This window comes from Ruegeria sp. N4, assembly GCF_056531425.1.
Genome location: NZ_JBQFLT010000012.1, coordinates 29925 through 49127 on the forward strand (window position 1 = coordinate 29925; position 19203 = coordinate 49127).

Genomic DNA, 19203 nt, shown 5'->3' on the forward strand with positions numbered 1-19203 from the left:
GGGGCTGAGATATGAACATCGCGCGCGCCTCGATCGACAGGCCACTCTATACGTGGTTGATCATCCTGATTGCCTTGTTTGGCGGTATCTGGGGCTTTCTGTCTCTGGGTCGTCTCGAAGACCCTGCATTCACCATCAAGAACGCCGTCATCATCACCCAATATCCCGGCGCAACAGCTGAGCAAGTGGCGCTTGAGGTCTCGGAACCGCTTGAATCCGCCATCCAGCAAATGGGCGAGGTGGACACGATCACCTCGGTCAACCAACCCGGTCGGTCGCTGATCGAGGTCGAGATCAAGTCCACCTATGACGGTGACGAACTGCCCGCCATCTGGACCCGTTTGCGCGCCCAGATCCGCGATGCGGCGCGCGGCCTGCCCTCGGGCGTCGGCCAGCCTTACGTGAATGACGGCTTCGGTGACGTCTTTGGCCTGTTCTACGCGGTGACGGCCAAGGGGTATTCGGACGCGGAAAAACACGAACTGGCTACGTTTCTTCGGCGTGAGCTGCTGACCGTCAGCGGCGTCGCCGATGTCGAGGTTCAGGGCCTGCCGCAAGAGGCGATCTTTATCGAGCCCGACCTTGCCATCTCGGTGAATCAGAACGTGCCGATTCAGGCAATTAACGAGGCGATCTCGAACGCGGATTCGGTGAATTCATCCGGCTCGCTGCGGTCTGCTGATGATCGAACCACAATCCTGACCGCCGAAGGTTCGGACAGTGTGTCCGCCATTGCCGGGCTTTCGGTCGGCTCTCAGGGGCAGGTGATCAACCTGTTCGATATGTCCAACGTCTACCGCGCGCGCCAGACCGACCCGGACATCATGATCCGCTTTGACGGGGTCGAGGCGTTTACCCTGGGCATCGCCGGATTGTCCAGCGAGAACATTGTCGAAGTCGGCAAGCGCGTGGATGCCAAGTTTGACGAGTTGGACACCGCGATCCCCTTTGGCGTCGAAATCCTGCCGATCTACCAGCAGCATGTGGTGGTGGAACAAGCCTCGACCGACTTTCTGGTCAACCTTGCCATGTCCGTGGCCATCGTGGTCGCGGTGCTGGGCCTTTTCATGGGCTGGCGTGCGGCGGTTGTCGTGGGTTCGACGCTGCTGATGACGGTGGTCGGAACGCTGCTGTTCATGGCGATGTTTTCGATTGAGATGGAGCGGATCTCGCTTGGTGCACTGATCATCGCCATGGGGATGCTGGTCGATAATGCCATCGTCGTGGCCGAGGGGATGCAGATCGCCATGCTGCGCGGCAAATCCTCGCGCGATGCGGCGGAAGATGTGGCTGCGAAAACGCAAATTCCCCTGCTGGGGGCCACGGTGATCGGCATCATGGCTTTTGCGGGCATCGGTCTCAGCCCCGATGCAACTGGCGAGTTTCTGTTCTCGCTGTTTGCGGTGATCGGCATCTCGCTGCTGCTGAGCTGGGTGTTGGCCATCACGGTCACGCCGATGCTGGGGCACTACTTCTTCAAACAGGGCAAGGAAGGCGAAGTGGACGCTTATAGCGGCATTCTGTTCCGCATCTACGGCTCGGTTCTGCGCGGTGCGTTGCGGTTTCGCTGGCTGGTGGTCGTGGGGCTGGCTGCGGTTACGGTGGTTTGCTACGCGGGCTTCGGGCTGATGAAGCAGCAGTTCTTCCCGGATTCGAACACGCCCCTGTTCTTTGTGCACTACAAGCTGCCGCAGGGCACCACCATCGCCCGCACCGCCCAAGATATGGCCGTGTTTGAAGAGTGGCTGAATGACCGTGACGACGTTGTGTCCGTCACCACCTTCGTGGGGCAGGGGGCCACCCGCTTCATGCTGACCTATGCCGCCGAAGATCCGAACCCAAGCTATGGCCATATGATCATCCGCACCGAAACGCTGGACGATATCCCTGCTTTGCAGGCGGATCTTGAGGCGTTCGGCTCGGTGCAGTTTCCCGAAAGCGAGTTCCGCACCAGGCGCTTGGTCTTTGGCCCCGGCGGCGGCGATCCGATCCAGGCTCGGTTCTCGGGCAGCGACCCGGAAGTTCTGCGGCGATTGGCGGATGAGGCGGTCCGGCGCATGGCCGCCGCCTCGCCCAACGCGCTGCATGTCCATCACGACTGGCGTGAAAAGGAACTGGCGGTGCAGCCAATCTATGCGACCGAACGCGCCCAGACCGCTGGCGTGTCCCGCGAAGATATTGCTGCCACGCTGCAATTCTCGACCGATGGGATCACCGGCGGGGTCCTGCGCGAGCGTGACCGCCTGATCCCGATCATCCTGCGCCGCCCGGCGGACGGGGATTATTCAATCGTCGATCAGGTCGTCTATTCGGATCAATCGCAACGTTTCGTGCCCATCGAACAGATGGTGGACGGGTTTGAATACCAGGCCCTGAACACGCTGGTCCACCGGCGCGACCGGGTTCTGACCATCACGGTCGGAGCCGACATCCCGGCGGGCTTTACCGCCGCTCAGGTCCATACCGAAGTGCGCGCCGCGATTGAGGCAATCGATCTGCCGCCCGGCTACAAGATGGAGTGGGGGGGCGAGTTCGAAAACTCGCGCGACGCGCAGGAAAGTCTGGGCAGGCAATTGCCGCTAAGCTTACTGATCATGGTGCTGATCTCGGTCCTGCTGTTCAATGCGATCCGTCAGCCGATCATCATCTGGCTGCTGGTGCCGATGTCGGTCAACGGTGTGGTGATTGGCCTGCTGGGAACCGGCTTGCCGTTCACCTTCACCGCCCTGCTGGGCCTGCTGAGCCTGTCGGGGATGTTGATCAAGAACGGCATTGTTCTAGTCGAGGAAATCGATCTGGTCCGGGCCACCGGTAAACCCCTGCAAGAGTCGATCATCGAAGCCTCGGTCTCGCGTCTGCGCCCGGTCATGCTGGCCGCGATCACCACGATCCTTGGGATGGCCCCGCTGCTGACAGACGCGTTCTTCGTCTCGATGGCCGTGACGATCATGGGCGGTCTGGCCTTTGCCACAGTCCTGACCATGGTCGCCGCGCCAGTGTTCTACCTGCTGTTCTTCAGGCGGGAGGAGGCAAGGCAAATGGCCGCGCAATCCGCTGTTTAATTGAAAAACCCCCGGTCACGGACCGGGGGTTTTGCTTTGTTCCCTTTGGTGTGAAGGATCACCCCTGCAGCGACATCACCTCAACATCCCCTTCGGCCTGCGCCTTGATGGCCAGCGCGGCGGCGTGGCTGGCGGCGGCGGTGGTGAAGTAGGGGATCTTGTCATAGAGCGCGATGGAGCGGATGACCTTGCTGTCTTCGACCGCCTGCGCGCCTTCGGTGGTGTTCATCACCAGCTGCACCTGACCGTCTTTCAGCATGTCGGCCACATCCGGGCGGCCTTCGTAGACCTTGTTGACCAGATCGCAGGCAACGCCTTGTTCGGCCAGCCAGCTTTGTGTGCCACGGGTTGCCACAAGGACAAAGCCCTGCGCGGCCAGAACCTGTGCGGCCTCAAGCATCGCGGGGGTCTTGTCGGCATCTTTGATCGAGATGAACGCACGACCCGAGGACGGCAGGACCATACCCGCGCCCATCTGCGCCTTGAGGAAGGCGCGCGGGAAGTCGCGGTCCCAGCCCATGACCTCGCCGGTCGAACGCATTTCCGGGCCCAGGATCGTGTCGACGCCGGGGAAGCGGGCAAAGGGCAGGACCGCCTCTTTCACCGAGAACCACGGCATGTTCGGGTCGGCCAGCGTCATCTGGTCGGCAATTTTTGTATCCTGACCTTCCTGATAGGGCGGGCGCATCGGGAAGTTCGACAGCTTCTCACCCGCCATGACACGCGCGGCGATGGAGGCAATCGCGCTGTCGGTCGCTTTGGCCACGAAGGGCACGGTGCGGCTGGCGCGCGGGTTCACCTCGATCAGGTAGATCTCATCATCCTTGATGGCGAACTGCACGTTCATCAGGCCGACGACGTTTAGCGCTTTGGCCAGTTTGAACGCCTGATCCTTGATCTGTTCCAGAATCTCATCCGACAGCGAATAGGGCGGCAGCGAACAGGCCGAGTCGCCCGAGTGCACGCCCGCCTCTTCGATATGCTGCATGATGCCCGCAACGTGAACATCGGTGCCATCACACAGCGCATCCACGTCCAGTTCCACCGCACCGGCCAGATAGCTGTCCAGCAGAACCGGGCTGTCGCCCGAGACCACCACGGCCTCGTTGATGTAGCGCCGCAGCTGATCCATATCGCGCACGATTTCCATCGCTCGGCCACCCAGAACGTAAGAGGGGCGGATCACCAGCGGGAAGCCGATCTCGTCGGCAATCTCCAACGCTTGCGCGTCGGTCGAGGCGATGCCGTTTTTGGGCTGTTTCAGACCCAGATCATTGACCAGCGCCTGGAACCGCTCACGGTCTTCGGCCAGGTCGATGGCGTCGGGCGTGGTGCCGAGGATCGGGATGCCTTCGGCCTCCAGCGCGTTGGCCAGTTTCAGTGGGGTTTGACCGCCGAACTGCACGATCACACCATGCAGCGTGCCGTTTTCCTGCTCTTTCGTCAGGATTTCCATGACGTGCTCAAAGGTCAGCGGCTCGAAATACAGCCGGTCCGAGGTGTCATAGTCGGTCGAGACTGTCTCGGGGTTGCAGTTGACCATAATGGTCTCATAGCCCGCTTCGGTCAGCGCGAAACAGGCGTGGCAGCAGCAATAGTCAAACTCGATGCCCTGACCGATCCGGTTCGGGCCACCGCCAAGGATGACGACCTTTTTGCGGTCGCTTGGGCGGGCTTCGCATTCGACCTCGCCCATCATCGGGGCTTCGTAGGTCGAGTACATATAGGGCGTCTGCGCCTCGAATTCGGCCGCGCAGGTGTCGATGCGTTTGAAGACAGCATTGACGCCCAAATTGCGGCGAGCGCGGCGGACGTTGTCTTCGTCGCGGCCAGTCAGATTGCCCAGACGCGCATCGGTGAAGCCCAGCATTTTCAGCTTGCGGATGCCATCCTCGGTCACGGGCAGGCCGTCTTTACGGACCTGACGTTCCGCATCGATGATCTCGCGGATGCGGGCCAGGAACCACGGGTCGAACTTGGTGACACCGAAGATTTCGTCGTCACTCAGACCGTGGCGCATGGCTTGCGCGATGGTGCGCAGGCGGTCGGGCGTTTGTTTGCTGATCGCCTTGATCACTGCGGCCTTGTCGGTGGCCTCGTCCCAGACACCGACATTCAGGCCGGGGATTTCGACCACGTCAAAACCGGTCAGCCCGGATTCCATCGAAGCCAGCGCCTTTTGCATCGATTCGTGGATGGTGCGGCCGATGGACATGGCTTCACCCACCGACTTCATCGCGGTGGTCAGGTAAGGTTCCGAGCCCGGGAATTTCTCGAACGCGAATTTCGGGATCTTGGTGACGACGTAGTCGATGGTCGGCTCGAACGAGGCGGGCGTGACCTTGGTGATGTCGTTGTCCAGCTCGTCCAGCGTGTAGCCCACTGCCAGCTTGGCCGCGATCTTGGCAATCGGGAAACCGGTCGCCTTGGACGCCAGCGCCGAAGAGCGCGACACGCGGGGGTTCATCTCGATCACAACCATGCGACCATCGACCGGGTTGATCGCCCATTGCACGTTCGAGCCGCCAGTTTCCACGCCGATCTCGCGCAGCACGGCAATCGAGTGATTGCGCATGATCTGGTATTCTTTGTCGGTCAGCGTCAGGGCTGGGGCCACGGTGATCGAGTCGCCCGTATGTACGCCCATTGGATCGACGTTTTCGATGGAACAGACGATGATGGCGTTGTCGGCAGTGTCGCGCACCACCTCCATCTCGTATTCTTTCCAGCCCAGCAGGCTTTCGTCGATCAGGATCTGACCCACGGGGCTGGCATCCATGCCCGAGCGGCAAATATGGATATAATCCTCGCGGTTATAGGCCACACCACCGCCGGTGCCGCCCAGCGTAAAGGCAGGGCGGATGATCGCGGGCAGACCCACCGTTTCCAGGGTTTCCAGCGCCAAGGCGACAGCGGCATCCAGGTCTTTCTTGCCGTCTTCGTCCTTGGGGGCGGTCACGATCTCGGCCTTGGGGTTTTCGATCCCCAGCCGGTCCATCGCCTCGCGGAACAGGGCGCGGTCCTCGGCCATTTCGATGGCGTCGCGCTTGGCGCCGATCATCTCAACCCCGAACTTCTCAAGCACGCCCATCTCTTCCAGCGCCAGCGAGGTGTTCAGGCCGGTCTGTCCGCCCATCGTGGGCAGCAGGGCGTCGGGGCGTTCTTTCTCGATGATCTTGGCGACAACCTCGGGCGTGATCGGCTCGATATAGGTGGCATCCGCCAGACCGGGATCGGTCATGATCGTCGCGGGGTTCGAGTTCACCAGAATGACCCGATAACCTTCCTCGCGCAGCGCCTTGCAGGCCTGAGCGCCGGAATAGTCGAATTCGCACGCCTGCCCGATGACAATGGGGCCCGCCCCGATGATCATGATCGACTGGATGTCGGTTCTTCTCGGCATGGCCTTGTTCCTTCGATTGTCCGCGAGTCAGGGCACCGCCCCAGCGCCCAAATTGTCCTGCGTTATAGGGACCGCGCGAAAAGGTGCAAGAGGTATCGGAAACAGGTGCGAAATTGCCGCTTTCCCCTCTTTCCCTTGGCGGCGTATTCTCTATATCGCGCAGCACGGCTTATGAGGATGCACTTGCGTATTCGTTTCGATCAGGGGCCAGCCGGTCCGGGAACCCGGTTCGACCGGCCATCCCACATCATCCGCGCGGACACGGCGGACGAGGTGCCCCAGGCGCTGGCGGCATTGGATGAGGCGCGCGCAGCAGGTGGTTGGCTGGCGGGGTATGCCTGTTACGAGCTTGGATATGCGTTGGAGCCGCGCCTGTTGTCCCGTCTGCCGGGCGACCGGACACTGCCGTTGCTGTGTTTCGGGGTCTATGACCAACCGGATCAAAGCGATCTGCCCAAAGCGTCGGGCGGCATTGCCCAGTTCCAGCCGCGCTGGGATGAGGCACGATACAGCCGGGCGTTCCGGGCCGTGCATGACGCCATCGGGGCCGGGGACATTTATCAGGCCAATCTGACCTTCCCAATCGATCTGACGGTTGAAGGGGACAGCGCGGCGCTTTACGCGGCCCTGACATCTGGGCAACCCGTTGGCCACGGCGCTTTGATTCAGCAAGAGGGGTTGCCCGACCTGCTCAGCCGCTCGCCCGAACTGTTTTTCCGCACGGATGAGACCGGGCGCATCGAGACCCGGCCGATGAAGGGCACTCAGCCTCGCAGTGAGGATATGGCCGAGGATGCCCGTCGCCGCAACTTCCTGTCCAGCGATGAAAAGAACCGGGCCGAAAACCTGATGATCGTCGATCTGCTGCGCAACGATATCAGCCGCGTGGCCTTGCCCGGATCGGTTCATGTGCCCGAACTGTTCAAGGTCGAAACCTATGCCACCGTGCATCAGATGGTGTCGCTTGTGCGGGCGCAGCTGCAGATCGGGGCCGGGTTATCCGACATTCTGACCGCTTTGTTCCCCTGCGGATCCATCACCGGAGCGCCCAAGATCCGCGCGATGGAGATCCTGTCCGACCTAGAACCCTGGCCCCGCGACATCTATTGCGGCACGATCGGCTGGGCTGCGCCGGACGGACGGTCCGAGTTCAACGTTGCCATCCGCACGCTGATGGTGGACGGTGCCGCTGCAACGCTGAATGTCGGCGGTGGGGTGGTCTGGGACAGCACGGCCCCGTCTGAATACGAGGAAGCCCTATGGAAAGCCCGCTTTGCCCGCCAGTTGAGCCTGATTTCCGCCTGATCGAAACTCTGGGCTTCAGGCCCGGGCAGGGGTTTGTCCGACAGGACCGGCATCTGAACCGAATGGCGCGCACTGCCAAGACCTTGGACCTGCCCTTCGACCGATCTGCCGCTGTGGCGATGTTGTCCGAAGGGGCCAGTGAGGCCCCCTTGCGCTGTCGTCTGACCATGGATGTTTCGGGTCAGTTCGACCTGACCACCGCCCCGCTGGCGGAAAACCCGCCGCTCTGGCGGTTGGGGGTGTCGGAGACCCGCCTGACCTCGGGCGACATATGGCTGCGCCACAAAACCACCCGGCGTGATCTCTATGACACCGCCCGCGCTGCGATGCCTAAGGGTGTCGATGAATTATTGTTCCTGAACGAACGGGATGAGCTGTGCGAGGGCTCCATCACCAACCTGTTTATCGAAACGCGCGAAGGGCAACGGCTGACTCCGCCCCTGTCCAGCGGGCTTTTGCCGGGTATCCTGCGCGAAGAATTGCTGGAACAAGAAGAGTTTTCCGAGGCGGTTCTGACCTTGAATGATCTGAAAGAGGCCCAATCTGTTTTCATGGGAAATTCGTTACGCGGCCTGATACCGGTGGAGTTGGTGAACCTGTGAGCAAAGACAGCACGATGGTCGCCCCGCCGGTCGCGGCAGCGCGATTACGGATTGAGTTTGGCCTGTTTTTCATCATTGCTCCGCTGGTGATCGCGGTGCTTTTTCCACCCAACTGGATGTTCCCGGCGCTGTTTGCCTTTACCGGTTTGGGCATCGTTCTGCTGCATGCAACGCCCGGCTTTCAGTGGGCAGAACTGCGATACGAATGGGCAAACTGGTCATTTCGCGAACTGGCGGTATTCACACTGGTGACTGCTGCATTCTGTACCGCGCTGATCTACCTGACCCGGCCAGATGCGGCCTTTTTTCTGCTGAGAAACCGGCCCGAGATGCTGGCCTTCATCTGGATCGGCTATCCGCTTCTGTCTGCCCTGCCACAAGAGTTGCTATTCCGCCCGCTGTTTTTCCGCCGCTACCACGCCATCCTGCCGGACGGGCGCAGGGCCGACCTGCTGAACGCGGCTATCTTCGCCTTCGCGCATTTGATGTATTGGAGCTGGATTGTCGCCATCATGACCTTTGTTGGCGGGTTGCTGTTCAGCTGGGCCTATCGCAAGCGCGGCTCGTTCTTTTACGCCGTTCTGCTGCACGCGATTGCGGGGAACATCATCTTTGCCGTGGGGCTGGGTGTTTATTTCTATTCAGGCAATGTGCAAAGGCCGTTTTGACGGCGCGACCTGCCTTGACTTTCCGGGCCTGACAGGGTGTATCGGCGCGACGAATTCTGCGCCCGAAGGGATATTCCATGCACGCCTATCGCAGCCACACCTGCGCCGCTCTGACCGCCGCCAATGTCGGTGAAACCGTTCGCCTGTCCGGTTGGGTGCATCGGGTCCGAGATCACGGCGGCGTGCTGTTCATCGATCTGCGCGACCATTTCGGAGTAACACAGGTATTGTGTGACGGCGACAGCGCGGCCTTTGCCGAGCTCGAGAAGGTGCGTTCGGAATGGTGCATCCGCATCGACGGCACCGTCAAAGCGCGTGACGCGGATCTTGTGAACCCCAAGCTGCCCACCGGCGAGATCGAGGTTTACGTGCGTGAACTGGAAGTGTTGGGTGCCGCCGACGAACTGCCGCTGATGGTGTTCGGCGATCAGGAATACCCCGAGGAAACCCGCCTGCGCTATCGCTATCTGGACCTGCGCCGCGAGGCGATGCAGCGCAACATGACACTGCGCTCGGACGTTGTGGCCTCAATGCGCAAACGAATGTGGGATCAGGGCTTTCGCGAGTATCAGACGCCGATCATCACGGCATCCTCGCCCGAAGGCGCGCGCGACTTTCTGGTGCCCTCGCGCCTGCATCCGGGCAAATTCTACGCCCTGCCGCAGGCCCCTCAGCAGTTCAAGCAGTTGATCATGGTCTCGGGCTTCGACAAATATTTCCAGATCGCGCCCTGCTTCCGCGACGAAGACCCGCGCGCCGACCGCTCGCCCACCGATTTCTACCAGCTTGACCTTGAGATGTCGTTTGTCGAGCAGCAGGACGTGTTCGACACCATCCAGCCCGTTCTGACCGGCGTGTTCGAAGAGTTCGGAGGTGGCCGGAAGGTTGACCAAGAGTGGCCGCAGATTTCCTACAAGGACGCGGCCTTGTGGTATGGCACCGACAAGCCCGACCTGCGCAATCCTATCAAAATGCAAGTGGTCTCCGACCACTTCCGCGATAGTGGCTTTGCGATTTTCGCGAAGCTGTTGGAGCAGGACGGCACCGAAATCCGCGCCATCCCTGCGCCGACCGGCGGCAGCCGCAAGTTCTGCGACCGCATGAATGCATTCGCCCAGAAAGAGGGTCTGCCCGGTATGGGCTATATCTTCTGGCGCGATCAGGGGCAGGGGATGGAGGCTGCCGGTCCGCTGGCCAAAAACATCGGTCCCGAACGCACCGAGGCGATCCGTCAGCAACTGGGACTGGGTGTCGGTGATGCGGCGTTTTTCCTGGGCGGCAAGCCGAAAGCCTTTGAAAAGGTCGCAGGCAAGGCGCGCGATGTGATTGGTGACGAACTTGGCCTCACCGAAAAAGACCGCTTTGCCTTTGCCTGGATCGTGGATTTCCCGATCTATGAACAGGACGAAGAAACCGGCGCGATCGATTTCGAACACAACCCGTTCTCGATGCCGCAAGGCGGTATGGAGGCGCTGCAGGGCAATCCGCTGGACGTGCGCGGCTATCAGTACGATCTGGCCTGTAACGGGTACGAGCTGGTCTCGGGCGCGATCCGGAACCACAAGCCCGAGATCATGCTGAAAGCCTTTGAACTGGCGGGTTACGGCGCGGATGAGGTCAAATCTCGCTTTGGTGCCCTGTTCAACGCGTTCCACTATGGCGCGCCGCCGCACGGAGGCTGCGCGGCTGGCATCGACCGGATCGTGATGCTGCTGGCCGATGAGGCGAACATTCGCGAAGTCATGATGTTCCCGATGAACCAGCGCGCCGAAGACCTGATGATGGACGCGCCGTCCGATCCGACCTCGGATCAGTTGATGGAACTGGGTCTGCGGATCATTCCGCAGGATTAAGCCCGTCGGTCGCGGCTTGCCGTTTGTCTGGTGATGAGCGCACGTATTGCGCGGCGCAAACCGTATGACGACTGAACCGTCCGCTACGCGCGGGCGGTTTGCGTTTGTCACCTGTGTCTAAGGCAGACCGGCAAACGCAACGTCAAGGGATTCAATCAATCCCTTTGCCCAGCTTCTGCCGGTTCACGCGAATGGATCGGGCGCTCTGCCGGGTTTGCCGGTACATCCACCCGAACACCAGGGATGCGGTGATGAAATAGGCGGTGGCCATGTCAGATCGCCTCCCGCTGTTCCAGCCGGTTTTGAACTAGCCCGGCAACCTGCGCGGCCTGAGCGGTGATCGGATTGCCTTGCGCCCGGGAGAGTGATAGTTTCCGCGCCGCATCCGCCAACACCGTATCGTTGGCCTCACGCGCAACGCCGTGAAGAAACTGGGCAGCATAATCCAGCATGCGCGGATCGGTCGGCCCTGCCAGAACGTCCGCGATATGGGCCATGTCGTCCTGATAGGCCAGTGGATCGGGGTGAATGACTTCGTCCCGAACGGCGTGCAACCCGCTGGGTCGACGGTCCTCGGGGAGGCGTTCCAGAATGGCTTTTTGAAAATAAGACATGGATTTTAGGGGTTTGGGCAAAAAACCGTCAGCCCCGGCCCCAAGGGCCGCAGACTCGGTGCATGTATCACCGGACATCGCCAGAATGACACTGATCCGGGGCGAGGCCTGGGTCAGCTCAGCAATCAGATCGGCCCCGGACCCGTCAGGCAGACCCATATCCACAAGAATGACCGAGGGGCGATAGATCTGAAGGTGACGCCGTGCGGATTTCAGGCAATCGGCACGTCGGATCCTTGCCCCGCTGTGCAGGCACATCAGGCGGATCGCGTCGCAGGCATAACGGCTGTCCTCGACAACCAGAATGGTCTGTCCCAGCAAAGGCCGCGTCGCCGTGGGCGTAGCGATAGTTGTGGCGAAAGGAACCGAATCGTCCATGTCAGATCTCCTATCCAGCAGATGCCTCACGCTAGAAACTTCTGGCTAACACAGGGTTAACGGGCGATTTGGCGCACTTGTCCTTTGCCGGAACTGCCCCCATAACCCACCCAATGCAGAACAGAGGAGTTTACTATGATCGGACGACTGAACCACGTCGCCATCGCCGTGCCGGATCTTGAGGCCGCATCCGAGCAGTATCGCAGCGCGCTGGGCGCCAAAGTGGGCGCGCCGCAGGACGAGCCGGATCATGGTGTGACGGTGGTGTTCATCGAACTGCCCAACACGAAGATCGAGCTTCTGTACCCGCTGGGCGATGACAGCCCGATCAATGGCTTCCTTGAGAAAAACCCGGCCGGTGGCATCCACCATGTGTGCTATGAAGTCGAAGACATCATCGCGGCCCGCGACCACCTGAAAGAAAGTGGCGCACGTGTGCTGGGTAGCGGAGAACCCAAGATCGGCGCGCATGGCAAGCCCGTTCTGTTCCTGCACCCCAAGGATTTCAATGGCTGCCTGGTCGAACTGGAACAGGTGTAACCCCACAAGCCCGGAGGGCCCGAAATGACCATCACTGCCGCATTGGTGCTGTTTGCAGTCATCTGGTTTCTGACCCTGCTGATCGTTCTGCCCATTCGCATCAAGACTCAGGGCGATCTGGGCGAGATCGTTCCGGGCACCCATGCGGGTGCGCCAGAGGTGCATCACATGAAGAAGAAGATGTGGATCACCACGGGCATTTCGATCGTCTTATGGGCCATCATCGCCGGGATTATCCTGTCCGGGGTGATCTCGGTTCGGGATTTCGACTGGCTGAACCAGCTTGAGCCGCGCTGAGCCGTGTCAGGCCGCGCGGCCTGACACATTATGATAGATATGGGTGAAGGTGGCGACACCGATGATCGGGATCACCAGATTCACCAGCGGCACTGAAAGCGGGATCGCCATCAGCGTCCCGGCAAGCCAGATAGTTGCCGTGTGTTTCGCACGCAGCTGGCGCGCACCCTCACGCCCCAATCTGCGCATCGCGGCCAGCGTGAAATATTCCCGGCCCAGCAGAAATCCGTTCATGCCCCAGAAGATAAACAGCGCAAGGGGCGTGAAGATCGCATACAGGATCAGCGCCAGCAGGTTTGCCACGATCAGAACGCCCATAAAGCTGAGACCATCCTGAATGGACTCGCCAAGCGGGATTTTGGGGGCCGGGGGCAGATGCGCGTAGTTTTTGTCTTCGACCGCCTGCGCAACCTCTTCCAAAAAGATCGACGTGATTGCCGAGGCGACGGGCACCATCAGGAACACCGGCAACACCAGAACCAGCAGGATGCCGGAATAGTTCAGCACATCGTTCAGCCACGACACTGTTCCAACAAAGGGCAGTGAAATCTCGTCGCCAGACAGCGCGTTGATGAACCAGATCGCGGCAGCACAGGCAAGGATCAGCAACAGGATCGTCAGACCGATGCCGCGAAACAGGACTGAGCGGAACTTGGGGTCTCCGATCTGACCAAGGGCCGCGAAGAACGCGTTCAGAATGATCATTCCGTGAGCCATTCAGTCAGGGCGGCAACGTCCGGCCGGGGGCGTTCTGGCGGGGCGGTCCCTTCGGTTGCGATATGGATCACGCCGGCCAGTCGTTCGTTTTCGGCCAACCCAAAGGCGGATTTGCAGAAATCCCGGTCATGCGATTGCCAGCCGGACAGCCAGTTCGCGCCCCATCCGGCGGCGAGGGCCGCGTTCAGCAGGGCCAGACAGACGGCACCGGCAGAGTAGGTTTGTTCAATCGCCGGGATCTTTTCCGACGGTTTCTGAACCTCGATCACGGCCACGGCCAGATGTCCCATGTCGAACTGGCTGCGGGCCTTGGCGATGTCTTCCGGCGATTTGTTCAGCGCCTTGCCACAGGCTTCGGTCAGGTCGGCAAGACGCGCCATCGCGCCCTTTTCGATCACGATAAACCGCCAGGGTTCCAGTTTGCCATGATCCGGGCTGCGGGCGGCGGCGGTCAGCAAAGGCAAAAGCTCGTCCCGTGTCGGAGCCGGAGCAATCAGTGTTTTGGCCGGTCTGGACCGGCGCGACTGTAAAAACTCCAGGGCGGCAGGGTTTTTCAGGGACATATGTTAACTTCCTTTACATCAGCCATCTGTATCTTGGGCGGTACGGCTGGCGATTCAAGGGCGGGCCGTTGGATTTTGGGGATCATTTTCATTCCGGCACGCCGGGTGCAAGCGCAATGACGCTAGAAGGGGGGATTGGCGGCTTATGACAACTTAAAACCCAACGGTCACGGATTTTGGACTCCGCGTCGTCTGGCCGGAACCGCCACAGGTCGAAGCCTACGAGCCCTGATCCTGCGTTTCGCGAATCTGATAGACTCCTTCTGGCAAATCCAGCGCTGCAGCCAGATCGCGGACCTGTTCGGGCGACAGGGTGATCTTCTGGATCTGATCCGTACGAGGGTCCATTTGTTCCAGCGTCACGCACTCGGCGAAGCTGTTGATCACCACATCCTCTTGCAAAGGCTTGGGGCCTTCATCCACGAGGGTAATGACTGTCGAGTCGAATTCATGCTCAATCGAAAACATGGGGCCAGAGTGCAGGTCACCGCCCGCCAATGCAACCCGTCACAGGCCGAAACCGCGGTGGTACTGCCCGGTTGGTCCGGCTATGTTGGGAACAACGCCTGATCGGCTAATAGGACCCTTGATGCGCCTTCTCTTATTTCTGGTTTTTTCCCTGCTTCTGTCGGCCTGTGCAACAGACAGGTTGCGCGTGATTCCCGCAGAAGACTGGCGTGGGCTCACGGCAGAAGAAGGCACCAGCGCCGCAGCTTTTCGCAAGGTCAGCCGCGAGGTCGGGGGCGAGGCGCGGGCCCAGTGTCTGAGGTCTTCCAAACCGCAAAGCTGCGATTTCAGAATTCTGGTCGACCTGAACCCGACCGCGCCCGCAAATGCCTTTCAGACTCTGGATGACAAGAAACAGCCCGCGATCATCTTCACGCGATCCATGATCCGCTCGACCCGGAATGCGGATGAATTGGCCTTTGTGATGGGGCACGAGGTGGCGCATCACGTTTTGGATCACATCGGGCGGCAAAGCGAAAACGCTCGTGTTGGCGCAGCCAAGTTCGGAGAGGCCGAGCGGCAGCGCGGCAAAAGCGACGCCGCTGTTGAAAAGGCACAGAAGATAGGGGCAAAGGTGGCCGTGCAAGCCTATGCAAAAGACTTTGAGCTTGAGGCGGATCAGTTGGGAACGCTCATCACCTATTATGCCGGATACAACCCGCTGATCGGTGCGAAGTATTTTGCCCGCATTCCCGATCCGGGTGACCAGTTCCTGGGATCGCACCCACCCAACGCGCAGCGGGTCGAAATTGTACAGCAAACCGCGCGAAAGCTGGGTGTCACAGAATGACTGAACTGGTGCGGCTGGGCGTGATTCTGACCGATCGCGGATCGAAATACGCGGTGTCTGGGGCAACTGTGACATCGCGGGATCAGATTGACGCGGTGCTTGCCGAGCTGAAGACGGATAAAGCCTATGCAAAGGCCACGCACAATACCTGGGCGGCGACGTTGCCAACCGGGGCGCTCAAGGCCGACGATGGAGAAAGCGGGGCGGGCATGGTCATCCTTCGCATGATGGAGCGTGAGGGGTTAGAGAACCACGTCATCATCGTTACGCGCTGGTATGGCGGCAAAAAGCTGGGCGGGGACCGTTTTCGCCGCGTTCAGGACGCAACGCGTGCTTATCTCGACCAAATTGGGGCCTCTGCTTGACCTGAATCAAGGATTCCCCCTGTCCACCAACTACGCTCTGACCAAAGCGCGACAGGGAAAGGACAGGACATGCCCAGCCGAGAGACTTTGCGATTGCACGCCGGTTTGGTCGATGACATGGCGCGGATGCTGGATATCGATTTGCAGGAATCCGCCATCGAGGGTGCCGTATCAATCGACCAGATTTCAGACGCCGTGGTCCGGTGCACAGATTGCCCGAACCCCGGACATTGCCAATCCCTGTTGAAAGAAGCGTCTGCGCTTAGCCGCGCCCCGGAGTACTGCCGCAACTACACTTTGCTGGAAAAACTCAGACCGTAAACGCGAGGGGCCTATGCCACGTCTCGGAGATATCATGACCCATATGCGTCTGGTTCTGCGAATGGGTCAGGCGACGGGCGCGGATATCGTTGCAGCACATCACGCTTGCCACCTGAGCCAGGAAGACTGGGCCGAGATGGTGCAGTTCTGTCGTGGTTGCGCATGGGCAAAGGACTGTCCCGAATGGCTGGATCAGCATCAGGCTATCGCAAATGCGCCTGAAACCTGCCCGAATCGGGCGCGATTCGCGGCCCTGAAATCCGCTCAGGTCGGGGGCGGTTGATGCCACAGGTCGCCCTTGGAGAGATCGAAAAACACTTTTGGCTGACGCGTTCAGTGGCCCGTTGCCTGGGTATTTCGCTGACCGAGGCAATGGCCGAGGGGCAACTTTCCGCCGAAGGCTATGCCGAACTCGTCACCCGATGCCGGGCGTCAAATTGCTGTGGGCAATGTGCGATCTGGTTGTCCCAGCAACAACAACTTGCCGATGCTGCCCCCGAGTTTTGCGCCAATGCCCAAGCCTTGAACCGGCTTCGCCGCCCGTCAAATTCGCGCGTGTGATCCGTCGCATAACGGCGCCTTGCCGGTGTGCTTGCAGCAGCAGAAGAACACTTTTTTACTTGCTTCAGCCGTGTATTTTAAGGGTTCAAAGTCGGTGCCTTTGTGCGATCCGTCACAAAACGGCTGCTTCTTGGATCGGCCGCAAGCGCACCAGAAATAACTCTTTCCTTCGACAACTTCGACCGCCATGGGCTCTTTCTGGGCGATGATCGGGGCGTCGGACATATGGCTTCTCCGTTCTTGGCTGATGTCAGGTCACGAGTTTAGGGCAATGCGCCAAAAAAGGTAGCGCGCGTCGTTGACGGTGTTGCGATCCAGGGCGTCCCAAGCGTGGTTTCGCCTTCGTTCACAAGGATGTGATCGATTCTGTTGCCAGATTGCCGATCAACCCGTATCCTGAACCCGGCCCCGAAAAACTGGGCAATATCAGAAAAGTAATAGAGGATTGACGGACATGAAAATCAAACTCGCTGCTGTTGGAGCCTTTGCGCTGATCCTGACTGCCTGCGCGCAGCCGGAACCCACCCCTGTTTATATTTCGCCCAGCTATGACAAAGCCGGTACCCCAAGCTGTGCCGCCGGGTATGAACTGGCGACCACCGAAGCAGGCGAGACTGTCTGTAACCCGGTTGCGGGATAAACCCTTTGCAGGCGGTCCTGATTTGGACCGCCTGCCCAAGATTTGAGAATGTGATGCCGCCCTAGGGGCGGTTTTTTTGATCGCCGGACGCGTTGCGTCGAACGACTACCAATTGGTCCGCCGATTAGTGCTTTCTAAAGCGAAACCCGTGCCTGTGTTTGAAGGCGTGATGCCTGTGCCCGCGGTAGGATCGATGCGGGTGGTACCTGTAAACCTTGCGCTTGTGACCCGCGTGGACGTGCGGTTTGTGCGCCCTTTTGCGGTGTTTCTTGATGTGATGCCCGGATTTGGGCGCAAAATAGGGGCGGTGATGCGGGTGAACACTTCGGACATGGAAATTGAATTTCTTGCCGCCGACATAGACGATTTCAGCCGACGACCGGCCAAAACCTTCAGCGATGGCAGGGGTCGAAAGCATCATGGCCGACAGGGCGACCACCATGCTGCGTTTGGCAAAATGAGTTACTCGAAACATGAAAACCTCCGTTTGGCTTCATGTTCAAGGTGAGAGCGGGGGCGCACGTTCTCCAATAAACTCGGGTCACGCTTTACCGATGGGCCGTGTTCCGGCACGGCCCGAAGCGGTCAGGCAAGCTGTCCCCATAGGTCGTACTCACCGGCTTCGTCCACGGTGACCGAAACGATATCGCCGGGTTTAAGCCCCTCGAATCCTTCGTCAATGAACAGGTTTCCGTCGATCTCGGGCGCGTCTGCCTTGGTGCGGCAGGTGGCGGCCTCATCGTCAATTTCGTCAACAATGACGTCAATCGTCTGTCCGACTTTAGCCTGCAGCTTCGCCTCGGAAATCGCCTGCGCTTTTTCCATGAAACGATCCCAGCGCTCTTGCTTGACCTCGGCGGGCACATGATCCGGCAAGTCGTTCGAGCGTGCGCCATCCACGTTTTCGTATTGAAAACAGCCGACACGGTCCAGTTGCGCCTCGTCCATCCAGTCCAACAGGGTCTGGAACTCGGCCTCGGTCTCGCCTGGATAACCCACGATGAAGGTCGACCGCAGGGTGATGTCCGGGCACACCGCGCGCCAGGCGCGGATTTCATCCAATGTTTTGGCGGCAGCGGCTGGCCGAGCCATGCGTTTCAGAACGTCCGGGTGCGCGTGCTGGAAGGGGATGTCGAGATAGGGCAGAATGTTGCACCCGGAATCCGCCATCAACGGGATCAGATCGCGCACATGCGGGTAGGGGTAGACATAGTGCAGGCGCACCCAGGCCTCCAATTGCCCCAGCTCACGCGCCAGATCGGTGATGTGGCTGCGCACCTCGCGGTCTTTCCACGGGTTCACATCGTATTTCCGGTCCAGCCCATAGGCCGAGGTATCCTGCGAGATCACCAGCAACTCACGCACCCCGTTATCGACCAGCCTTTCGGCCTCGCGCAGAACTGCATGGGCCGGACGGCTGGCCAGTTTCCCGCGCATATCGGGAATGATGCAGAACTTGCACTTGTGGTTACAGCCTTCCGAGATTTTCAGGTAGCTGTAGTGGCGCGGGGTCAGTTGAACGCTGCTGGCGGGCAGCAGATCGACAAACGGGTCCGGGTCCGGTGGCACCGCCGTATGCACCGCATCCAAGACCTGTTCGTATTGGTGGGGCCCGGTCACCGCCATGATGCGGGGGTGGTGTTCACGGATGTAATCCGGCTCGGCCCCCAGACAGCCGGTCACGATCACCTTGCCGTTTTCAACCAGAGCTTCACCAATTGCATCCAGCGACTCGGCCTTGGCGCTGTCCAGAAACCCGCAGGTGTTCACAATCACGGCATCGGCCCCGGAATAGTCGGGCGAAATGCCGTATCCTTCTGCCCGCAGGCGGGTCAGGATACGCTCACTATCGACCAAAGCTTTCGGGCAGCCCAGCGAGACCATGCCGATGGTCGGCTGGTTTGAACGGGACGTCTCGGGCATCCGGGCGGCGGGCGCCAGGTCGGGGCGGAGATTTGGCGGGTTCGTGGTCATGGCGCGGCATATAGTGGGGAACGCTTCCCCTTGCAAATGTCTC

Annotated in this window: 21 protein-coding genes; 14 read left to right on the top strand and 7 right to left on the bottom strand. The window is 60.2% G+C overall.

Translation table 11 applies throughout. The features are described from left to right. The first annotated feature begins 11 nt into the window (after positions 1-11). Positions 12-3062 carry an efflux RND transporter permease subunit gene (locus tag ACR0LW_RS16775; RefSeq protein WP_480883424.1) on the top strand — a complete coding sequence of 1017 codons (3051 nt, stop codon included), beginning with the start codon at positions 12-14 and terminating at the stop codon, positions 3060-3062. A gap of 58 nt (positions 3063-3120) precedes the next feature. On the opposite strand, the gene carB is transcribed toward ACR0LW_RS16775, so the two are convergent. After that, complete coding sequence (gene carB / locus ACR0LW_RS16780; RefSeq protein WP_480883426.1) at positions 3121-6465, bottom strand: carbamoyl-phosphate synthase large subunit; 3345 nt, start codon at positions 6463-6465, stop codon at positions 3121-3123. 177 nt (positions 6466-6642) lie between these two features. On the opposite strand from carB, the gene ACR0LW_RS16785 reads away from it, so the two are divergent. The 4 genes from ACR0LW_RS16785 to aspS all read left to right on the top strand — a co-directional run bounded on the left by ACR0LW_RS16785 (position 6643) and on the right by aspS (position 10893). After that, positions 6643-7770 carry an aminodeoxychorismate synthase component I gene (locus tag ACR0LW_RS16785; protein WP_480883582.1) on the top strand — a complete coding sequence of 376 codons (1128 nt, stop codon included), beginning with the start codon at positions 6643-6645 and terminating at the stop codon, positions 7768-7770. Further along, positions 7725-8372, top strand: a complete 648-nt coding sequence (locus tag ACR0LW_RS16790) for an aminotransferase class IV family protein (protein ID WP_480883428.1) — start codon at positions 7725-7727, stop codon at positions 8370-8372. The genes ACR0LW_RS16785 and ACR0LW_RS16790 overlap by 46 nt, the downstream gene beginning before the upstream one ends. Next, entirely contained in the window at positions 8369-9040 is a 672-nt protein-coding gene (locus ACR0LW_RS16795; RefSeq protein ID WP_480707760.1) for a CPBP family intramembrane glutamic endopeptidase, read from the top strand. The genes ACR0LW_RS16790 and ACR0LW_RS16795 overlap by 4 nt, the downstream gene beginning before the upstream one ends. Positions 9041-9117: 77 nt before the next feature. Beyond that, positions 9118-10893, top strand: coding sequence for an aspartate--tRNA ligase (gene aspS / locus ACR0LW_RS16800; protein ID WP_480883430.1), 1776 nt, complete (start codon positions 9118-9120; stop codon positions 10891-10893). Positions 10894-11165: 272 nt separating this feature from the next. On the opposite strand, the gene ACR0LW_RS16805 is transcribed toward aspS, so the two are convergent. Further along, the gene (locus tag ACR0LW_RS16805; protein WP_480883432.1) at positions 11166-11885 is read right to left on the bottom strand and encodes a response regulator; all 720 of its coding nucleotides are present in this window, start codon (positions 11883-11885) and stop codon (positions 11166-11168) included. Positions 11886-12020: 135 nt separating this feature from the next. On the opposite strand from ACR0LW_RS16805, the gene mce reads away from it, so the two are divergent. Together mce and ACR0LW_RS16815 are read left to right on the top strand one after the other, a co-directional pair. Next, positions 12021-12425, top strand: coding sequence for a methylmalonyl-CoA epimerase (gene mce / locus ACR0LW_RS16810; protein WP_170452613.1), 405 nt, complete (start codon positions 12021-12023; stop codon positions 12423-12425). Positions 12426-12449: 24 nt separating this feature from the next. Then, a complete protein-coding gene (locus ACR0LW_RS16815) occupies positions 12450-12722 on the top strand; it encodes a DUF1467 family protein (RefSeq protein WP_170452611.1) in 273 nt (90 codons plus the stop codon). Between the two features lie 6 nt (positions 12723-12728). On the opposite strand, the gene ACR0LW_RS16820 is transcribed toward ACR0LW_RS16815, so the two are convergent. From ACR0LW_RS16820 to ACR0LW_RS16830, 3 genes are all read right to left on the bottom strand, one after another. Continuing rightward, the gene (locus ACR0LW_RS16820; protein WP_480883434.1) at positions 12729-13439 is read right to left on the bottom strand and encodes an EI24 domain-containing protein; all 711 of its coding nucleotides are present in this window, start codon (positions 13437-13439) and stop codon (positions 12729-12731) included. Then, positions 13424-14002 carry a nitroreductase family protein gene (locus ACR0LW_RS16825; protein ID WP_170521736.1) on the bottom strand — a complete coding sequence of 193 codons (579 nt, stop codon included), beginning with the start codon at positions 14000-14002 and terminating at the stop codon, positions 13424-13426. The genes ACR0LW_RS16820 and ACR0LW_RS16825 overlap by 16 nt, the downstream gene beginning before the upstream one ends. Before the next feature lie 219 nt (positions 14003-14221). Further along, positions 14222-14470, bottom strand: coding sequence for a hypothetical protein (locus ACR0LW_RS16830; RefSeq protein WP_170452608.1), 249 nt, complete (start codon positions 14468-14470; stop codon positions 14222-14224). Positions 14471-14591: 121 nt separating this feature from the next. Here ACR0LW_RS16830 and ACR0LW_RS16835 point away from each other — a divergent pair, with 121 nt between their 5' ends. The 5 genes from ACR0LW_RS16835 (at position 14592) to ACR0LW_RS16855 (ending at position 16546) form a co-directional block, all read left to right on the top strand. After that, positions 14592-15299: a M48 family metallopeptidase gene (locus ACR0LW_RS16835; protein ID WP_480883436.1), complete on the top strand. Its 708-nt coding sequence runs from the start codon at positions 14592-14594 to the stop codon at positions 15297-15299. Beyond that, positions 15296-15664, top strand: a complete 369-nt coding sequence (locus tag ACR0LW_RS16840; protein WP_480883438.1) for a YigZ family protein — start codon at positions 15296-15298, stop codon at positions 15662-15664. The genes ACR0LW_RS16835 and ACR0LW_RS16840 overlap by 4 nt, the downstream gene beginning before the upstream one ends. A 69-nt stretch (positions 15665-15733) precedes the next feature. Then, the gene (locus tag ACR0LW_RS16845; RefSeq protein WP_170452601.1) at positions 15734-15985 is read left to right on the top strand and encodes a DUF6455 family protein; all 252 of its coding nucleotides are present in this window, start codon (positions 15734-15736) and stop codon (positions 15983-15985) included. Between the two features lie 13 nt (positions 15986-15998). Beyond that, on the top strand, positions 15999-16268 hold the full coding sequence (locus tag ACR0LW_RS16850) for a DUF6455 family protein (RefSeq protein WP_480582581.1): 270 nt from the start codon (positions 15999-16001) through the stop codon (positions 16266-16268). Continuing rightward, positions 16268-16546, top strand: coding sequence for a DUF6455 family protein (locus tag ACR0LW_RS16855; RefSeq protein ID WP_170521744.1), 279 nt, complete (start codon positions 16268-16270; stop codon positions 16544-16546). The genes ACR0LW_RS16850 and ACR0LW_RS16855 overlap by 1 nt, the downstream gene beginning before the upstream one ends. On the opposite strand, the gene ACR0LW_RS16860 is transcribed toward ACR0LW_RS16855, so the two are convergent. Further along, entirely contained in the window at positions 16529-16771 is a 243-nt protein-coding gene (locus tag ACR0LW_RS16860; RefSeq protein ID WP_170452595.1) for a CDGSH iron-sulfur domain-containing protein, read from the bottom strand. The two genes, ACR0LW_RS16855 and ACR0LW_RS16860, sit on opposite strands and share 18 nt — an antisense overlap. 229 nt (positions 16772-17000) lie before the next feature. Here ACR0LW_RS16860 and ACR0LW_RS16865 point away from each other — a divergent pair, with 229 nt between their 5' ends. Both ACR0LW_RS16865 and ACR0LW_RS16870 read left to right on the top strand, forming a co-directional pair. After that, on the top strand, positions 17001-17186 hold the full coding sequence (locus ACR0LW_RS16865; protein WP_170452593.1) for a hypothetical protein: 186 nt from the start codon (positions 17001-17003) through the stop codon (positions 17184-17186). A gap of 76 nt (positions 17187-17262) precedes the next feature. Next, on the top strand, positions 17263-17694 hold the full coding sequence (locus ACR0LW_RS16870) for a hypothetical protein (RefSeq protein ID WP_480883441.1): 432 nt from the start codon (positions 17263-17265) through the stop codon (positions 17692-17694). A 77-nt stretch (positions 17695-17771) separates the two neighbouring features. On the opposite strand, the gene rimO is transcribed toward ACR0LW_RS16870, so the two are convergent. After that, a complete protein-coding gene (rimO, locus tag ACR0LW_RS16875) occupies positions 17772-19160 on the bottom strand; it encodes a 30S ribosomal protein S12 methylthiotransferase RimO (RefSeq protein ID WP_480883443.1) in 1389 nt (462 codons plus the stop codon). Positions 19161-19203: the final 43 nt, after the last annotated feature.